General features: G+C 73.3%; 17 protein-coding genes. 9 read left to right on the top strand and 8 right to left on the bottom strand.

Going from position 1 to position 17,143, the window contains the following annotated elements:
- The first annotated feature begins 16 nt into the window (after positions 1-16).
- On the top strand, positions 17-508 hold the full coding sequence (locus EDD40_RS40230) for a helix-hairpin-helix domain-containing protein (protein ID WP_123748648.1): 492 nt from the start codon (positions 17-19) through the stop codon (positions 506-508).
- Positions 509-518: 10 nt separating this feature from the next.
- On the opposite strand, the gene EDD40_RS40225 is transcribed toward EDD40_RS40230, so the two are convergent.
- The gene (locus tag EDD40_RS40225) at positions 519-1,298 is read right to left on the bottom strand and encodes an endonuclease/exonuclease/phosphatase family protein (protein ID WP_123747522.1); all 780 of its coding nucleotides are present in this window, start codon (positions 1,296-1,298) and stop codon (positions 519-521) included.
- A gap of 55 nt (positions 1,299-1,353) precedes the next feature.
- Between EDD40_RS40225 and EDD40_RS40220 the strand changes: the two genes are divergently transcribed.
- The 4 genes from EDD40_RS40220 to EDD40_RS40205 are packed head-to-tail and all read left to right on the top strand — an operon-like array spanning position 1,354 to position 5,356.
- A complete protein-coding gene (locus EDD40_RS40220; protein ID WP_123747521.1) occupies positions 1,354-2,247 on the top strand; it encodes a LysR substrate-binding domain-containing protein in 894 nt (297 codons plus the stop codon).
- Positions 2,248-2,267: 20 nt separating this feature from the next.
- Positions 2,268-3,227 carry a 5-dehydro-4-deoxyglucarate dehydratase gene (gene kdgD, locus EDD40_RS40215; RefSeq protein WP_123747520.1) on the top strand — a complete coding sequence of 320 codons (960 nt, stop codon included), beginning with the start codon at positions 2,268-2,270 and terminating at the stop codon, positions 3,225-3,227.
- A gap of 28 nt (positions 3,228-3,255) precedes the next feature.
- Positions 3,256-4,392, top strand: a complete 1,137-nt coding sequence (locus EDD40_RS40210; RefSeq protein ID WP_123747519.1) for an L-talarate/galactarate dehydratase — start codon at positions 3,256-3,258, stop codon at positions 4,390-4,392.
- Between the two features lie 34 nt (positions 4,393-4,426).
- On the top strand, positions 4,427-5,356 hold the full coding sequence (locus tag EDD40_RS40205; protein WP_123747518.1) for an AEC family transporter: 930 nt from the start codon (positions 4,427-4,429) through the stop codon (positions 5,354-5,356).
- Positions 5,357-5,418: 62 nt separating this feature from the next.
- On the opposite strand, the gene EDD40_RS40200 is transcribed toward EDD40_RS40205, so the two are convergent.
- On the bottom strand, positions 5,419-6,909 hold the full coding sequence (locus tag EDD40_RS40200; protein ID WP_123747517.1) for an alpha/beta hydrolase: 1,491 nt from the start codon (positions 6,907-6,909) through the stop codon (positions 5,419-5,421).
- A gap of 151 nt (positions 6,910-7,060) precedes the next feature.
- On the opposite strand from EDD40_RS40200, the gene EDD40_RS40195 reads away from it, so the two are divergent.
- Entirely contained in the window at positions 7,061-7,780 is a 720-nt protein-coding gene (locus EDD40_RS40195; protein WP_123747516.1) for an alpha/beta fold hydrolase, read from the top strand.
- 78 nt (positions 7,781-7,858) lie between these two features.
- Here the strand turns inward: EDD40_RS40195 and EDD40_RS40190 are convergent, their stop codons facing one another.
- The 4 genes from EDD40_RS40190 to EDD40_RS44180 form a co-directional block, all read right to left on the bottom strand.
- A complete protein-coding gene (locus EDD40_RS40190) occupies positions 7,859-9,373 on the bottom strand; it encodes a pectate lyase family protein (protein ID WP_211348361.1) in 1,515 nt (504 codons plus the stop codon).
- 353 nt (positions 9,374-9,726) lie between these two features.
- Complete coding sequence (locus tag EDD40_RS40185) at positions 9,727-10,575, bottom strand: PaaX family transcriptional regulator (RefSeq protein ID WP_246038242.1); 849 nt, start codon at positions 10,573-10,575, stop codon at positions 9,727-9,729.
- Positions 10,576-10,631: 56 nt separating this feature from the next.
- Positions 10,632-10,892: a hypothetical protein gene (locus EDD40_RS44190; RefSeq protein WP_246038403.1), complete on the bottom strand. Its 261-nt coding sequence runs from the start codon at positions 10,890-10,892 to the stop codon at positions 10,632-10,634.
- A 192-nt stretch (positions 10,893-11,084) separates the two neighbouring features.
- Complete coding sequence (locus tag EDD40_RS44180) at positions 11,085-11,384, bottom strand: hypothetical protein (protein WP_246038402.1); 300 nt, start codon at positions 11,382-11,384, stop codon at positions 11,085-11,087.
- Positions 11,385-11,402: 18 nt separating this feature from the next.
- Between EDD40_RS44180 and EDD40_RS44175 the strand changes: the two genes are divergently transcribed.
- From EDD40_RS44175 to EDD40_RS40170, 3 genes are all read left to right on the top strand, one after another.
- On the top strand, positions 11,403-12,605 hold the full coding sequence (locus EDD40_RS44175) for a hypothetical protein (protein ID WP_246038239.1): 1,203 nt from the start codon (positions 11,403-11,405) through the stop codon (positions 12,603-12,605).
- Positions 12,602-14,329, top strand: coding sequence for a DUF6055 domain-containing protein (locus EDD40_RS40175; RefSeq protein ID WP_246038238.1), 1,728 nt, complete (start codon positions 12,602-12,604; stop codon positions 14,327-14,329). Before EDD40_RS44175 ends, EDD40_RS40175 begins: the two co-directional genes overlap by 4 nt.
- Before the next feature lie 164 nt (positions 14,330-14,493).
- Positions 14,494-15,624, top strand: coding sequence for a hypothetical protein (locus tag EDD40_RS40170; RefSeq protein ID WP_123747513.1), 1,131 nt, complete (start codon positions 14,494-14,496; stop codon positions 15,622-15,624).
- 1 nt (position 15,625) lies between these two features.
- On the opposite strand, the gene EDD40_RS40165 is transcribed toward EDD40_RS40170, so the two are convergent.
- Together EDD40_RS40165 and EDD40_RS40160 are read right to left on the bottom strand one after the other, a co-directional pair.
- Positions 15,626-16,534 carry a bifunctional methylenetetrahydrofolate dehydrogenase/methenyltetrahydrofolate cyclohydrolase gene (locus EDD40_RS40165; protein ID WP_123747512.1) on the bottom strand — a complete coding sequence of 303 codons (909 nt, stop codon included), beginning with the start codon at positions 16,532-16,534 and terminating at the stop codon, positions 15,626-15,628.
- Positions 16,531-17,139 (bottom strand): cyclodeaminase/cyclohydrolase family protein, encoded by a 609-nt coding sequence (locus EDD40_RS40160; RefSeq protein ID WP_170185383.1) that lies wholly within the window; start codon positions 17,137-17,139, stop codon positions 16,531-16,533. Before EDD40_RS40160 ends, EDD40_RS40165 begins: the two co-directional genes overlap by 4 nt.
- Positions 17,140-17,143: the final 4 nt, after the last annotated feature.

Here is a 17,143-nt window from a genome sequence, read left to right as displayed (position 1 = left end):
GTGGTGCAATCACCGCGTGACGACGATCGCCCAGCTGCGCAAGACCGCGTTGTCCCTGCCCGAGGTGGCCGCGCACGACCGGGCGTTCACCGTGCGGGGCGAGCGGTTCGCCTCGGTGGACGAGCGCGACCGCGTCGACCTCCACCTGCCCGCCGAGGAGGTGGACGCGGTGCTCGCGGCCCACCCGACCGCCGAGCGGCTGCCCCTCGGCGTGCTCGTCCCGCTCGGCGACGTCGACGGGCAGCAGCTCAACCACTGGGTGCGGCGGGCGTGGCTGTGGCGGGCGCCGGAGGACCTCGCCGCGCGGGCGGCCGGGGCCGGGACCGCCGAGCCGGGCGAGGTCGGCGACCTGCCCAGGGGCATCGGGCGGCCCGCCACGCGGGCGCTCGCCGCCATCGGCGTCACCACGCTCGCCCAGGTCGCCAGGCTGAGCGACGCCGAGCTGCTCGCCGTGCACGGCGTCGGCCCGAAGGCCGTCCGGGTGCTCCGCGAAGAGCTCGGACGCTGAACGGCCGACCTCAGAACGTGTAGTTCACGACGAACGCCGGGTGGTCCGTGCGGTACATGGCGTACTCCTGGGTCGAGACGAACGTGAGGGTGCGGGCGATGACGTGCTGCACGTCGCCGTCACCCTTGCGGAACCAGCCCGACGGGACGCAGTTCTGCGCGTTCGTCGCCGAACCGGGGCTGTACCTCAGGTTCAGGTCGCCCACGACCACGTGCCTGGTCGTGGCGGAGCCGGTCGGGTCGTGGGACAGCACGGTCGCGGGCACCAGCTCCTTGCACTGCGCCAGCGCCGTCGCCCCGGTCGTGCTCAGGTGGGTGGTGCAGGCGGTGAAGCCGCGCACCTCGCTCAGCGCGCACGCCCAGGCGCGGACCTCGTCGCCGCTGTCCTGCGCGGTGTAGGTGTTCTGCCCGCTGGTCCTGATGCCCTCCTTGACGATGATCCCGCTGCCGTACGCGCCCCGGCCGGCCGAGCACTCGATGTCGGTGTTCGTGGACTTCCGGCGGGCGAACGCGAACTGGTACTCGGCCGTGGCGCCCACGGCGGCGGTCAGCCGGGGCAGGTCGGACAGGCACACCTCGTTCACCGACACGACGTCCGGCACGCGGCGCTGGATCATCGCCACGGCTTCGTCCACCGCCGACCCGCCCTGGTAGCACCCGGCGGCGCCGCTGTTGCAGAGGTTCATCTGCAGCACCTTGAACGCGGTCGCGGCGGAGGCGGGCGCCGTCACCAGCCCGCACAGCAGCAGCACGGCCAGGACGGGACCGGCGGTGGCGCGTGGGAGGCCCATGCGCCTCATTCTGTCCCGCCGCACGCGGTGTGACCAGGGTTGATACCTTCCCCGCATGGCGTTCACGCTGGAACAGCTACGGGGTTTCGTAGCCGTCGCCGAGGAGCTGCACTTCAGCCGGGCCGCCTCTCGGCTGGCGATGACCCAGCCGCCGCTGAGCAGGCAGATCCAGAAGCTGGAACGGGCGGTCGGCGCGCAGCTGCTGATCCGGGACAACCGGCGGGTCACCCTCACCGCGGCGGGCGAGGTGTTCCTGGTCGAGGCGCGGCGGCTGCTGTCGCTGGCCGACACCGCGCCGGAACTGGCCCGGCGGGTGTCGTCCGGGTCCAGCGGCGTGGTGCGGGTCGGGTTCACCGCGGCGGCGACCTACGGCATCCTCGGCCGGCTGCTCGACGAGCTCGCCGCGCAGCTGCCGGACGTGGACGTGGAGCTGGTCGAGCTGGTCACCCGCGAGCAGGTCTCGGGACTGGTGAACGAGGAGATCGACCTCGGGCTCGGCCGGCCGCCGTTCGACGACTCGACGTTCGGCTCCCGGCTGCTGCACCGGGAGCGGCTGCTGCTCGCCGTGCCCGGCGGTCATCCCCTGGCGGCGCTGGGACGTGCCGCGACGGCCGCCGACGTGGTCCGCGAGCCGGTCGTCATGCACTCGCCCACCGACGCGCGGTACTTCTACGACCTGGTCGTGCGCACGGTGCCGATCGCGCCGGAGAACACCGTGCACACGGTCAGCCAGGTGCTCACCATGCTCTGGCTGGTCGCGGCCGGCCGCGGGGTCGCGTTCGTGCCGGAGTCGGCGGCGCGGCTGCGCATCGACGGCGTCGAGTTCGCCCGGCTGGAGACCGCGGTGGCCGAGCCGGTGGAACTGCACCTGCTGTGGTTGAAGGCCTCGGCCAACCCGGCGCTGTGGCGGACGTTGAGCGTCCTGGAAGGCCGCACGCCGTTCGAGTGATGCCGTCCGGGTATCGCGCAATGCCGAACAACTCTTGGACAAGCATCACTCCTGCTCCATACGTTGGGGTCGTGACGAACCCAGCCGCACTCGCCGACCGCCTCGCCTCCGGGCTGCTCTCCTTCCCGGTCACCCACTTCGACGCCGACCTGCGGTTCGACGAGCACCGCTACCGCGAGCACCTGGCCTGGCAGGCGAGCTTCGACGTGGCCGGCCTGTTCGCCGCGGGCGGCACGGGCGAGGGGTTCTCGCTGACGCCGGACGAGGTGGACCGGGTGGTCCGCGTCGCCGTGGACGAGGTGGGCGGCAAGGTGCCCGTCCTCGCGCCGGCGACCGGGGCGACTGCCCTGTCGGTCGCCCAGGCGCGTGCCGCCGAGGCCGCCGGCGCGGCCGGTGTGCTGCTGTTCCCGCCCTACCTCACCGAGGCCGGCCAGCGGGGCCTGGTCGAGCACGTCTCCGCGGTGTGCCGGGCCACCGGGCTCGGCGTGATCGCCTACAGCCGGGCCAACGCCGTGCTGACCGACGCGACGGTCGCCGAGCTGGCCGACCGCAACCCCAACCTGATCGGGCTCAAGGACGGCGTCGGCGACGTCGAGCAGCTGACCCGCACCTACGCCCGCGTCGGCGACCGGCTGATCTACATCGGCGGCCTGCCGACCGCGGAGACGTTCGCCCTGCCGCTGCTCCAGCTCGGCGTCACCACGTACTCCTCGGCGCTGTTCAACTTCGCGCCCGAGTTCGCGCTGCGGTTCTACGCCGCCGTGCGCGCCCAGGACCGCACCGCCGTGTACGGGATGCTGCGCGAGTTCGTCATCCCCTACCTGGACATCCGCGACCGGGAGCGCGGGTACGCGGTGTCGATCGTCAAGGCCGGGCTGACCGCCGTCGGCCGGGACGGCGGCCCGGTGCGCCCGCCGCTGACCGACCTGACCGACGACGAGCTCGCCCGGCTCACCGCCCTGGTCCGACGCATCGCCTGACCGCCCGCACCCGAGGAGGAAGAGCCCGATGCCCACCAGTGCCGACCGGATCCGCGCCGTCACGCTGTCGTCGGTGACCCTGCCCCTGCCGACCCCGATCAGCGACGCCAAGGTGTTCACCGGCAGGCAGCGGCCGATGACCGAGGTCGCGATGCTGTTCGCCGAGATCCGCACCGAAGCGGGGCTGGAGGGCATCGGGTTCGGCTACGCCAAGCGGGCGGGCGGCCCCGCCCAGTTCGCCCACGCCCGCGAGGTCGCGCCGGACCTGATCGGCGAGGACCCCAACGACATCGGCAGGCTGTGGACGAAGCTGGTCTGGGCCGGGGCGTCGGTCGGGCGCAGCGGCGCGGCCACGCAGGCGCTGGCCGCGTTCGACATCGCGCTGTGGGACCTCAAGGCCAAGCGCGCGAACCTGCCGTTGGCGAAGCTGCTCGGCGCGCACCGCGACTCCGTGCGCTGCTACAACACCTCCGGCGGGTTCCTGCACGAGTCGGTCGGGCAGCTCAAGGACAACGCCACCCGCACGCTCGACTCCGGCGTCGGCGGCATCAAGATCAAGGTGGGTCTGCCGGACCGGTCGGAGGACCTGCGCCGGGTCGCGGCCGTCCGCGAGCACCTCGGCGACGGCGTGCCGCTGATGGTCGACGCCAACCAGCAGTGGGACCGCCCCACCGCCCTGCGCGTCGGCCGGGCGCTGGAGGAGTTCGACCTGGTCTGGATCGAGGAGCCGCTGGACGCCCACGACGTCGAGGGGCACGCCGAGCTGGCCCGGTCGCTGACCACCGCCGTCGCCTCCGGCGAGATGCTGACCAGCGTCGCCGAGCACTACGAGCTGATCCGGGCCGGCGCCGTGGACGTCCTGCAACCGGACGCGCCCCGCGTCGGCGGGATCACCCAGTTCCTCAAGCTCGCCACCCTCGCCGACCACCACCACCTCCAGCTCGCGCCCCACTTCGCCATGGAGGTCCACGTCCACCTCGCCGCCGCCTACCCGCGCGAGCCGTGGGTCGAGCACTTCGACTGGCTGCACCCGCTGTTCACCGAGCGGCTGGAGATCAGGGACGGGCGGATGCACCTGTCCGACCGGCCGGGGCTGGGCATCACCCTCTCCGAGCAGACCCGCGCCTGGACCGTCGAGACGGCCACCGTCGACGCGCCGCGGTGAACGTGGCGCGTCCGGACCTGGTTCGGACCGCCGGGTGAACGCGGTCCTGGCCGGTTTCGCCACCCTCGTCGCGGTGATCGCGGTCGGCTGGATCGCCGCCCGGACCCGGGTCCTCGGCGAGGGTGCGACCGGCGTGCTGTCCCGGCTGTCGTACTTCGTCGCGACCCCGGCGTTGCTGCTGCTCACCCTCGCCGAGGCGGACCCGGCCGTGCTGCTGTCCACCACGCTGGTCGCCACGGCGGGCAGCGCGGTGGCGTGCGGTCTGCTCTACCTCGCCGTCGCGCGGTGGCGGTGGCGGCCGCGCGCCGGTCACCTCACGACCGGCGCGCTCGCCTCGTCCTACGTCAACGCGGGCAACCTCGGTGTCGCCATCGCCGGGTACGTGCTCGGCGACGCCTCGCTCGTCGCCCCGGTCCTGCTGTTCCAGGTGCTGGTCCTGGCGCCGATCGGGCTGACCGTGCTGGCCGCGTCACGCGATCCCGGCCAGAGCGCGCCGACGCGCGCGCAGCTGCTGACCCAACCGCTGCGCACGCCGCTGGTGATCGGCTGCGCGCTGGGGTTGGCGCTGGCTTCCGCCGGGTGGATGCCGCCCGCGCCCGTGCTGCGGCCGGTCGAGCTGCTCGCCGACCTCGCGGTCCCGGCCGCCCTGCTCGCCTACGGCGCGGGCCTGCACGGCGCGCCACGCCCGGCGTCGGCCGGCACGGCCGGCCAGGTGTGGCTGGTCGTCGTGCTGAAGACGGTGGCGCAGCCCGCGTTGGCCTACGCCCTGGGCCGCTGGGTGGTCCGCCTGGACGACCCGGCGCTGCTGGCCGTCACCCTCACCTCGGCGCTGCCCACCGCCCAGAACGTGTTCGTCTACGCCACCGCCTACGACCGGGGCGCGGAGCTCGCCCGGGACGTCGTGCTGCTCACCACCGTCCTGTCGGTGCCGGTCCTCACCGGGGTCGCCGTCGTGCTCGGCTGACCTCGACGCCGCGTCGGGTGACGCCCCACCGCGGCGCGGGTTCGTCCGGGTCGGCGTCGGGCCTAGCCGCGGACGGGCAGGCGCACCGTCACGTCGCGCAGCAGCATCGCGCCCGGCGTGCGGCTGCCGTGCAGGACGAACATGTCCGAGATCGGCGTGACGGTGAGGAACAGCGACTGACCGGCCGGGACCGTCGCGGCGACCGCGGGCAGCTCGATCGTCCGGCGGGCGCCCGGGTGCAGGCCGCGTTCGCGGTGCGGCAGCACGTTGTTCTGGATCACCTTGGCGGTCGCCGGGGACGTGCCGACGCTGAGGCCGAAGAACGCGCGGTTGTCCAGGCCGAGGGTGCTGACGACGGCGTCGAGCACCGGCGACCCGGCGACGGCGAGCGGGCCGTCCGCGATCTTGACCGCCTGCGGCAGGCCGACGCCGGCCGTGGTCAGTATGTCCGGCAGGGCGGCGGTGGTGGTCGGCGCGACGGAGTCGACGGTGACGCAGCCGCCCTCGGCGGTCATGAGCTGGTAGCGGCCGTGGCCGGTGACGGCGCGCGGCGCGCCTTGCAGGTTCTCGGCCAGGAACCGCAGTTCGAGGTCGTCGTAGCCGCCCTGCCGCGCGGAGCACTCGTCACCGGCGACGGCGTAGCCGGTGGGGATGACGTTGGGCAGCGCGTGACCGCCGTTGTAGCCGATGAGCAGGCTGTTCGCGCGGGCGCGAGGGGTCAGGGCGCGGTCGAAGTTGTCGATCGCCTGGTCCAGCGGGAACAGGTTGTCGCTGATCCCCTGGCGCAGCAGCACCGGGATGTCCAGCCGGCGGCCGGCCGCGACGTGGTGCGCCGGGCCGTTGTCGCGGAAGAACTCGTCCATGGAGGCGGGCCAGTCGCCGGTGAGCAGGCCCTCGGCGTAGCCGGCGTGCATCGTCGAGGTGTGCGCGTCGAGCGCGGCGGCGTACAGACCGGTGACCCACGTGGTGCGGACGACCTCGCGCGGGGCGAGGCTGTCGTTCAGCGAGTGCCAGGTGATCTGGGGCGCGAGGGCGTCGAACCGGGTGCGGCCGGTCTTCGCGACCTCGGTGAACGCGCCGGCGAACTGGAAGCCGCCGCCGTAGGAGCCGCCGACGGCGCCCAGGACGGGGTCGCCCGGCCCGTTCTCGCGGACCCAGTCCAGCGAGGCGACGTGGTCGATCACCCGGATGACGTCCTCGCCCTCGAACGCCGGGTCCTCCACGTGCGCCTTGCCGCCGCTCTCGCCGAAGCCGCGCTGGTCGATGCTGACCACGCCGAACCCCGCGTCGAGGTACCGCCGGAACGAGCCGGGCGCGGACGTGCGGCTGCCTCCCCAGCCGTGGCTGTGCAGGAGCACCGGCACCGGGTTGTCCGGGGAGGCGGTGGCGGGCCTGAAGACGCTGACGCAGATGTTCACCGGTCCCGGTTCCAGCGGATCGGTCTCCGGCACGCTCGCGACGCAGACGTGGTCCGGCGCGGGGTGCTCGGCGCTCGCGGCGGCGGGCGGGGTCACGGCGAAGGCCGCGACCACGAGTGCGGTCACCAGGCGCATCGGGTTCCTCCGGTCGGTCGGGGCGCGTCGGTCGCGCGGTTGTTCCAACGAGCGGGCGTGAAGATCGTCACGGTCCCTATTACCTTGTGCACAACTCAATCGCGCACTAGCTTTATGGCATCGCACCGCAAGACGAACCGAGGAGCACGCGATGACCGGTCAGACCCCCACCGTCGTCCTGGTACACGGCGCTTTCGCCGACGGCTCGAGCTGGGCAAAGGTCGTCGACCTGCTGCGGGAGCGGGGCGTCGAAGCGCTCGCGGTGAGCAACCCGTTGCGCGGGTTGGCGCACGACGGCGACTACGTGGCGAGCGTGGCCGGCCAGGTGGACGGGCCGGTCGTGCTGGTCGGCCACTCCTACGGCGGCCCGGTGATCACGCACGCCGCCACCAAGACGCCGAACGCCAAGGCCCTCGTGTACGTGGCGTCGTTCGGCGTCGACCTCGGCGAGAGCGCGCTGAGCTCGGTCGAGGGCTTCCCCCCGGTGGAGCTGAACACGTCCCTGGTGCCGCAGCAGTTCCCCGACGGGGAGGGCGACGACACCGAGTTCACGATCCGCCGTGACGCGTTCCCGAGCGTGTTCGCCGCCGACCTGCCGGACTCGGTCACCGCCACCGCCGCGGTCAGCCAGCGCCCGATCGCGGCCCGCGCCCTCGGCGAGCCGCTGGCCGTCGAGCCCGCCTGGAAGACCCTGCCGTCGTGGTTCGTGGTGGCGACGGCGGACCACGCCATCAACCCGGACTCGCAGCGGGCCGCCGCCCGCCGGCTGGGCTCGACCACCGTCGAGGTGGACGCCTCCCACGCCATCGCCCTCTCCCGCCCGACCGAGGTGGCCGACCAGATCCTCGCCGCCGTCGCCGCCGTCTCCTGACCCCGCCGCCCCGGGTCGGGGCGATCACGTGCCACCGCGACGGCGTGGCCGGCCCGCGAGCCGGCCACGCCGCGGCGGTCAGCCGACCTTGCCGACGCCCGCGCCGGCCATGACCGCCGCCTTCACCGTGTTCGGGTCGTCCAGTGCGTAGGCGTAGTAGTCGCGCGGCTCCTGGACGCTGCCGCCGCAGTCCGGCCGGCCGGACTCACCGACGAACACGTTGTCGCGCGCCACGCACCGCCCGCCGGGACCGGCGTAGCTGTTGCTCACCGGCTCCTCCACGTCCTCGAAGTAGTTGCCCTCGACGACGCAGCCCGAGTCCGCCTGGCACGCCACGCCGACGTCGGTGTTGTAGAGGTAGTAGTTGTTGAACATGTGCACCGGCTCGCCGAACCGGACCCTCGGGTTGCGCTGCGGCGTCCTGTCGAACCAGTTGTGGTGGTAGGTCACCTTCAGCCGGCCGACGTCCTGCGCGCCGTTGCCGTCGTCGTGGCCGAGCAGCATGTTCTTGGTGTGGTTGTGGGTGTGGTTCCAGGAGACGGTGACGTAGCTGGAGCCGCGCTTGATGTCGATCGCGCCGTCGTAGCCGTTCGACAGGTCGTTGTGGTCGAGCCACACGTGGTGGGAGAACATCTGCACGTTGATCGCGTCGTCGGCCCAGTCGCGGAACACCAGGTTGCGGACGACGACGTTGCGCACCGCGTCGGCGGGCGGCGAGGTCACGTCGGAGACCGGCAGGCCGATGTTCAGCCCGCCGCCGGTGAAGCCGGAGGCCGACCCGATGCCGACGATCGTCTTGTCCGAGGTGACGTCGTGCATGGGACCGGGCAGCGCGATCATGCCGCGCACGCAGATGTTCAGCGGTCCGACCTGGGCGATCGCGGCCAGGAACTCCGCCGCCGTGTCGACCTCGATCGTGGGACCGCCCGCGCCGCCGGTCGTGCCGCTCTGGCCCCACGCGGTGACGGAGGCGAACCCGACCGGGCGACCGGAGGTGGCGCAAGTGCCCGGCTGCTGCGTGGTGGTGGTGGTGGTGCTCGTCGGCCCGCCGGGGCCCGCCACGTCGGTCACCAGCACGTCGTCGAACGTCGCCGCCGCGTAGTAGGTCGCCACGCCGATCCGGCCGCTGCCGAACGTGCTGTCGGTCGCCGTCACGACCTGCGCGCCGTTCACGAAGCCGCGCAGCGTGCTGCCGAACGCCTCCAGCCGCACGGTGTGCCAACTGCCGACGGCCACGGTGGCCGGCGCGGTGGCCAGGGTGGTGTGCCCGCCGCCGACGCGCTTGCCGAGTACCGCGGCGCCCGCGTTGGACAGGGCCAGGTAGTAGTAGTTGCCGGTGTTCTGCACCCGGGCGGTCACGGCGACGTGCCGGTTCGTGCCGTTGAACGCGGTCGGCTTCACCCGGGCCTGCACCGACTGGCCGGCCCAGACCGCGCCCGCCGACGCCTTGGCGTCCGTGCTGGTGCCGGACTGGCGCCAGGCCCGCGACCCGTCCGCGACGACCGCCCAACTGCCGCCGCCGGCGCTCCAGCCGGTCGAGTCGCCGTCCTCGAAGTCGTCGCCGAACAACGTCGCGGCCGCTGCCGAGGGCACCAGCAAAACCGCCACCGCGACCACGAATGCGCTCGCCACCGCGGCGAGCGACGCTAATCTGCCGTGCTTGCCCACAAAAGCCTCCTGTGCTGGACCGGACGTTGCCCGTCCGATTCCGCCGGCCCTTCCGCGTTCATGGTGGTGAATGCGTTCACGCTGGTGAACGCCGGTGTGAACGCGTTCGGGTGACGGCTGCCGACAAACGGAGGCGGCGGTTGGCGGCACGCTCTCGAGAATGCTCCGAATCCTTGCCGCGAAGGTAGAGCTTGGTTTCCGGGACGTCAACGCCGGGTCGGGCGACATGTTCGGACACCGCTCGCGGAACCGTGCCGCAACCGATCGGGGACCGGAATTCAGGGGCCGTCGACCGGGATCGTGTCGAGGACCGAACCGGCGATCGACGCGGCGGTCCCCGCGTAGGCGCCGGCGAGGGTGTGGAACACCTGCTCGGCGCGGATCGCCGGCCAGTCGTCGGGCAGGTGCTCGGCGGGCAGCCGCGGGTCCTGGCGGACGAGCTGCAACCACTCGGTGTGCAGCAGCAGCTGCCTGGCCAGGTCGTCCGGCGCGTCGGCCAGCGGGCGGTCGTGGTCCCAGCGGCGCAGGAACACCTGGTAGCGCTCGGCGATGGCGGGCACGTCGAACGCGGTGCGCGCGATCTGCTCGGCCTCGGTGGGCTTCGCCGTGTGCGCGGTGAACACCTTGAGGTGGTCGTCCAGCTCGAGGTCCTCGACCAGGGCGGGCACGTCGACCACGCCGGGCGCGATCCACAGGCCGTTCTGCAGCGGGCCGAACCCGCCCCAGATCAGCCGCGAGCGCAGGTCGTGCCGCTGGCTGCGCCAGGACTCGGGCACCGAGAAGCCCACCATCGTCCAGACGCCGTCCCAGTCGCTGTTGACCGCGCCGCTGCGCCAGACCCGGTGCTCGCCGTCCTCCAGCACCGCCGCCGAACGCGCGGTCAGCCCGAAGTACATGCGCCTGCCGTCGCGGTGCCGCGCCAACAGGTCCCGCTTGACCATCCGGGTCAACGTCGAGCGCACCGCGTCCTCCGACACCCCGACGCGGGCGAAGACGTCGATGACGCTGCCGGAGAAGACCGCCACGCCCCGGTTGAGCACGTGGATGCCCAGGAAGCTCAGCATCAGCGACTGCGGCCGGACCGATGCTTCCTGATCACGGGCCTGCGGGTCGTCGTGCGGGATCACCGGGCGAGCGTAACGCCGGCTCCGCGCCCTTGTGCGACCCGGCCGATCCGCTACCGTCAACGTGAAACTCCTTCACCTTCGGTCGGGTGAAGGGCGCCGGACGACCTGTGGTTCGACGGCTCCGCCGTGACCGTCGCCGACGGCGCCTTCCGCGACGAGCACGGCCGCGAGGTGGTGTTGCGCGGGTTCACCGTGTCCGGCACGGCCAAGCTCGCCGAGCACCGGGGCCTGCCGTTCCCGAGCACGGCGGACGCGCGCTCCTGCGCGGCGGCGATGCGGCGGATGACCGGGGCGAACGCGGTGCGCTTCCTGCTCACGTGGGCCTGGGTCGAGCCGGAGCCGCGCCACGCCTACCTCGACCGGGTGAGCGAGCAGGTGGGCGCGTTCACCGACCAGGGCATCCGGGTCTACCTCGACTTCCACCAGGACCTGAACTCGCGGCACCTGGTCGACCGCGACAGCTGGTACACCGGCGACGGCGCGCCGGCGTGGGTCGTGCGCGCGGGCGGCTACCCCGAGGAGTCGTGCGGGATCTGCGTGCACTGGGGCCAGAACATGAAGAGCAACAACGCGGTCACCGCCGCGGTGCACGACTTCTGGCACAACCGCGAGGTCGCCACGTCCGCCGGGCCCATCCGGATCCGCGACGAGTTCCTGCACCAGGCGGGCGAGGCGACGCGGCACCTCAAGTCGTCGCTGTCGGCCGAGGCGTTCCGGCTCGTGCTCGGCGTCAACCCGTTCGACGAGCCCCACGCCGGGCGGTACGACCAGGGCCAGGACGGCCCGGCGCGGGAACGCGACCTGCTCATGCCGCTCTACCGGCGGCCGTGGCGTCACCGGGTGACCGCTACGCGTTCAACTCGCACTTCTGCGACGGCAAGGCGCAGTCCGGTCTGCTCAAGCCGGGCAAGGCCGCCGACGGCGAGTACGCGGCGGACTTCGCCCGGATCCGGGACCGGGCGGCCGCGCTCGGCACGACCGGGATCGTGTCGGAGTTCGGGCACCCGGTCGCCGGCTTCACCTCCGACAAGAACCCGAGCGTGCTCAAGGCTGTGTACCAGGCGCTGGACTCCCGGCTGCCCGGCGCGCGGTGGTGGGCGGGCGCGGCGGGGTCCGGGCCGGTGCCGTCGGGCGGCCAGTGGCACTGGGACGTCGACTACGGGCGGCACCACGAGGTGGTGAACGACAACCCGGACAAGGTCCGCACCGAGGGTGACGCGATGAACGACGAGCACTTCTCCGCGGTGCGCGTCGACGACGCCGGGAACCACGTGCTGACGGTGGAGGGCCGCGTGGTCGACCGCCTGTTCCCGCGTGCCGTGGCGGGCCGGGCGGTGGCGTTCGCCTACGAGGACCGCGCCCGCGACGGTGGCGCGGTGCTGACGTGGAACCGGATCCCCGACGCGATGCCCGCGGTGCGCGCCCTCGTCGGCGCCGGGCAGTTCGGCGTGCTCGTGTGGCGGGGCAACGGCGTCGCCGCGCCGACGGAACTGCACCTGCCCTCGTCGTTCCCGCCCGCGTCGACCACGGTGGTGAGCGACCTCGCGGCCGTCACCGGGCCGCCCGCGCACACCGGCGCCGAACCGGTGGCCGTCGCGCCGGAACCGGGCGCGCCCGGCGTGAACCGGCCGCTGCTGTCCACAAGGGACACCGGGTGGCACTTCGCACTCGTGACGAACGCCGCGCCCACCGGGTCGACGGCCGCCGCGCGGGCCGAACCGGCCGCGTGGGCGCCACCTTCCGTTAGCCGCACCCCTTCCGCCCGACCCGCACCACCTTCCGCCCCGGCGCGTCACCCCTCGCCGACCGGCGCGACCGGTCCTTGCCGAAATCGTTTTCGTGAGTCATGGTGGCGAAGCGGGCGCTCCCGCCGCCACCGCGTCGAACTCGTTCGACGCCGTCCGGCGGGGCGTTCGACGAGAGCTGACCAAGGTTTCCGGTCGAATCCGCCGCCGTCGCCGGGAAATCTCCTGGAGTACCGAGTGGAAGGTGTTCGACGGTGTGCTTGCCCAGAACAGCGGTCGGCGTGAGGACCGCGCTCACGGCGGTGCTCGCGGCGGTCCTCGCCGCGGCCCTGCTGACCACGCCCACCGCGACCGCGGCGGCGAAGACGGTGTACCTCCCGGCCCGGTGGACGCAGACCGGCGAGGTGCCGTGGGCGGCCAACCGGATGCGGGAGTCGACGAACTTCGTGCTGCTGTGGGGTGACCGCTCGGGCACGAACCCGGTGTCCGCGCCCTCGCCGTACAACTTCGACCCCAACAGCGTGATCACCCAGCTGGAGAACCTCTACAGCTTCTACGTGAACACCATGCGGTTCACGCCGGAGACGGGGCTGCTCGCCCAGCACAAGATCATCGTGATCGTCACCAGGACGTGGGGCTTGTCCAACCTGGAGGCGTGGGCGACGGGCGGCTCGGTCGACGGCCGGGTGGGCATCATCAACGTCGCGCCCGGCGCCGCCCTGCCCGGCTCGTGGGGCCTGGCGCACGAGCTGGGCCACGTGTTCCAGGCCTACACGACCATGGGCCGCTCGGGGTACGGCTTCACCGCGCCGTACTCGGGCACGTTCTGGGAGACCAGCGCGGAGTTCATGGCGATGCAGGCCCTGCCGGGCACGGCGGCGGGCGACCTGACCCGGTGGTTGCGGTCGGAGAACCTGTACTGGAGCTCCAGCAGGCACCACTACGGCAACTGGATGCTGATGCAGTACATCAAGGACCGCGACGGCCTGGCGATGTTCAACCGGCTGTGGAACGAGGCGCGCAGCACCGAGCACCCGCTCGAGGCCTACCGGCGGATCACCGGCATCAGCCAGGCCGAGCTGAACCGCCGCGTCGGCGAGTACGCCACGCGCAACGTCACCTGGGACTTCGGCAACCGGTCCACGCTGATGCCGTTCATCGACAACGTCTACGGCGCGGGGTTCCTGCACGCCTACAACGGCGGGCTGGTCGAGCCGGTCGACGCGGGCGCCGGCCACTTCCGGATGAACACCAGGGCCGCGCCGTCCGACTACGGCTTCAACAAGGTCAAGCTGGTGGCCGACAGCGACGGCGCGCTCGTCAAGGTGCGGGTGAGGGGCCACGCCGAGACCGGGGCGACCGGGTGGGCGTTCGGCCTGGTCGCGGTGCGCGACGGCGCGCCGCGCTACTCGCCGGTGACGGTGGGCGTGGACGGGCGGATCACCTTCCAGCTCCAGTCCGGCGAGCGGGAGGTCTGGCTGGTCGTGACCGGCGCCCCGGCCACCGCGGTGCCGCACTACGCGTTCCTGGACGGCTACAACTCCGCCCGCCGGTACCCGTACGAGTTCCGGGTCTCCGGCGCCACGCCGTCGGGTTTCGAACCCGGCCACGTGAAGCCTGCGCCCACCGGCGGCGGGCGCTGGCACGCCAACGGCGGCGGCTGGGTCGCCAACACCGCGTCCGTGTCGGCCTCCGCGTACGTCGGGCCGAAGGCCGCCGTGTACGGCCGGGCCACGGTGCGGGACAACGCCCGCGTCGAAGGCCTCGGGTGGGTCAACGGCGGTGTGGTCGGCGGCAACGCCGTGGTGAAGGACAACGCGTTGATCCAGGACGGCGCGAACCTGTCCGGCGGCGTGGTGGTCGGCGGCGACGCCGAGATCGCCTTCGCCTGCTCGTCGGGCACGTACCTGAGGTTCACCCCGGACCGCCGGTGCGACGGCCAGGGCGGCGAGGCGGACGTCAACCCGTCGCACGGCACGTTCCCGACCTCGGACCTGTCGCTGAGCTGACCGGGCGGGGGCGGGCGCCACGACGGCGCCCGCCCCTCCTCCTCTTCGGCGCGCAAGGGTTTCGCGGGCGGTTGCGCTGTCCGGGCGGCGCCGGGCCGGGTGGCCCGGGGTTACCGTTCGATCGATCCAGTGCCACTGGAGGACGTCCTCGCAACGGAGCGGACATGCCCGAGTTACGCGCCGCGCTGGCCGTGGTGGCGCTCGCCACCGCCCTGCCGCTCGTGTCCGCGCCGTCGGCGGTCGCCGACCCCGAGATGGTCGCCGTCGTGCTGGCCGGCCTGCCCGGCTACCCGGACCACGTCACCGGCCTCAACGACCTCGGCCAGGTGGTCGGCAGCGCGCAGGGCCCCGACGCGCCACCGCGCGCGGTGCTGTGGTCACCGCGCGGCGGCGCCACCGACCTCGGCCCCGGGTTGGCGGTGGAGGTCGACCGGCACGGCCAGGTGCTCGGGATCGAGACCCGGACCGCCACCGCGCCGTACCGGAACAAGCCGTGGATCTGGTCCGCGGGCACGCGGACGGTCGTCGCGCCGAACACGGCGTGGGCGTCCGCGCCCGCGATGAACGGGCACGGCGCCGTGCCGGTGCGCTACTCGACGTCCCTGTTCCGGCAGGAGCACAACCGCGTCGGCGTGTGGGAGGACGGCCGGCTCACCGAGCTGTCGCTGTCCGGGCCGGACCTGTGGGTGTACGGCATCAACGACGCCGGTGTCGTGGTCGGCGGCTACGCGGCGTTCGCCACCCAGGACTTCGCCGCCGTGCGCTGCGTCGACGGCGCCTGCACGCGGCTGGGCGACTCGCCGGGCTACGGCACGTACACCCCGGAGGGGATCACCGAGGCCGGGGTGGTCTTCGGCAACCGGGGCACGGTCGCGGTGCGCTGGGAGGGCGTCGAAGCCACCGTGCTGTCCGAGAACGGCCGCGTCGCGCACGGCGAGCAGGCGTTCAACGAACGCGGCGACGCGGTCGGCTGGGCGGCCGACGAGAGCGGGACCCCCCACGCGGTGCTGTGGCCGGCGGAGGGCAAGCAGGTCGACCTCGGCGTGCCCGCGCCGGCCGAGGCCGTCGCGATCAACGAGCGCGGCGACGTCGTGGGCTGGACGGCGGCCGACGAGTCCTCGACGCCGCGCGCGTTCCTGTGGCGCGCGGGCCGGGTCACCTACCTCGACCCGCCCACCGGCCACCACAGCCTCCCGGTCGCGATCAACGACCGCGGCGTCGTCGTCGGCCACACCACCGGGGCGGACAGCACGAACAAGGCCACCCTCTGGACGCCGGTCCCGACCACCCACTGACTCACGCCGGGTTGGCGTTGCGGTACAGCCGGACCGCGTTGCGCATCGCCATGGTCACGGTCATCGAACCCACCCGGGGCACGAAGACCGAGGCGCGCTCCACCACGTCGTCGGCGAAGTTCTTCATCGTGGAGAAGTTCAGGCACACCGCGCCCGGCTTGATCTCCTCCGCGCGGACCAGCGGGAAGTCACGTGACGGCACACCGGTGACCACGACGTCGGCCTCGGCCAGGGCGGTGGCCCGGTCGGTCGCCACGGCGTCCACGTGGTGGCCCTGGATGCCCGCCGCGTGCCGGAACGCCAGCGAGCCCGAGAGGTCGAACGACGTCACCTCGGCGCCGTCGTTGGCGAGCATGGCGGCCAGCGGCCGGCCGACGATCTCGCTGCGGTTGAAGACGCACGCCTTCACCGACGCCAGCGGGGTGTCGCCGTCGCCCCGGAACGCGCCCGCCTCACCCAGCAGCTTCATCACGGCCAGCGGGGTGCACGGCAGGACGGCCCGGCGGGTGCCGGCGTCGTCGATGAACCGCCGGTTCTCGTAGAGGCACCGGCTCCAGAACGAGTGCAGGCCCTCGACGTCCTTGCGGGGGTCGACCAGCTCGCGCAGCCAGCGGTCGCGTTCGGGGTCGCGGACCGGGTAGTAGACGAACACGCCGTGCACGCCGTCGTCCGCGCCGGCGTCGCGCACGGCGGCTTCGACGTCGTCGGCGCGGGGCGTGCGGAGGTCGAAGTCGATGCCGACCTCGGCGCACGCGCGCCGGGTGTACTCGGCGTAGGTCCGCGCCGGCCGGTCGCCGTCGACCAGGAAGCCGACGACGGTGAGGCGTTCCGGGATCGCCGCCAGGTCGGCGCGGATCCCGTCGCGGATGGACTCGGCGAGGACGGCCGGGTCGATGGTGCGGGCGGTCATTCGGCTTCCTCCGGGGTGCTCTCGAAGCGGGTGTGCGCGGCCACAGCGGCGCGGCGGACGGCATCCAGTCGCGTGGTGAAGGACCCGGCGTCGGCGCCGAGCTGCGCCACGTTGGCCTCGGCTCCGCGCAGGGTGGCCAGCACGGACCCGAGCAGCAGGTCGGCGCCCGCGCGGACGTCGCTCACGACCGTGCCGGTGACGACCGGCAGCACCGAGAACGCCCACTCCAAGGTTTCCACCGCGTCCGCGGCGGCCGTCAGCGGGCCTTCCGTGGCGGCGACCGAGGCCGCCGCCACCGCCGCGTCCCGGGCGGCCCGCTCCTCGTCGGTGGAGCGCGGGAGCCGCCGGGCCCGCAGGTAGTCCTCGAACAGCTCCACGTCGCGGTCGGCGGCCGCTCCGAGGCGGTCGAGCAGGACCTGGCCGGCCTCGACGGCGTCACGGACCGAGGGGTCGCGCCGGGCGGTGATCTCCAGGGCCATGAGCACCAGCGCGCAGCCGAACGCGGCCGTCACCGCGGCCACCGACCCGCCGCCGGGCGTCGGGCTCGCGCCGGCCGTCCGCGCGCGCAGGTCGGCCAGGCTCACGTTCCACAGGCTGTCCGTCACGTCG

The sequence above is a fragment of the Saccharothrix texasensis genome, from assembly GCF_003752005.1.
GTDB lineage: Bacteria > Actinomycetota > Actinomycetes > Mycobacteriales > Pseudonocardiaceae > Actinosynnema > Actinosynnema texasense.
Note: the sequence above shows the minus strand (reverse complement) of the source record. Positions and strands in the feature narration are given on the sequence as shown.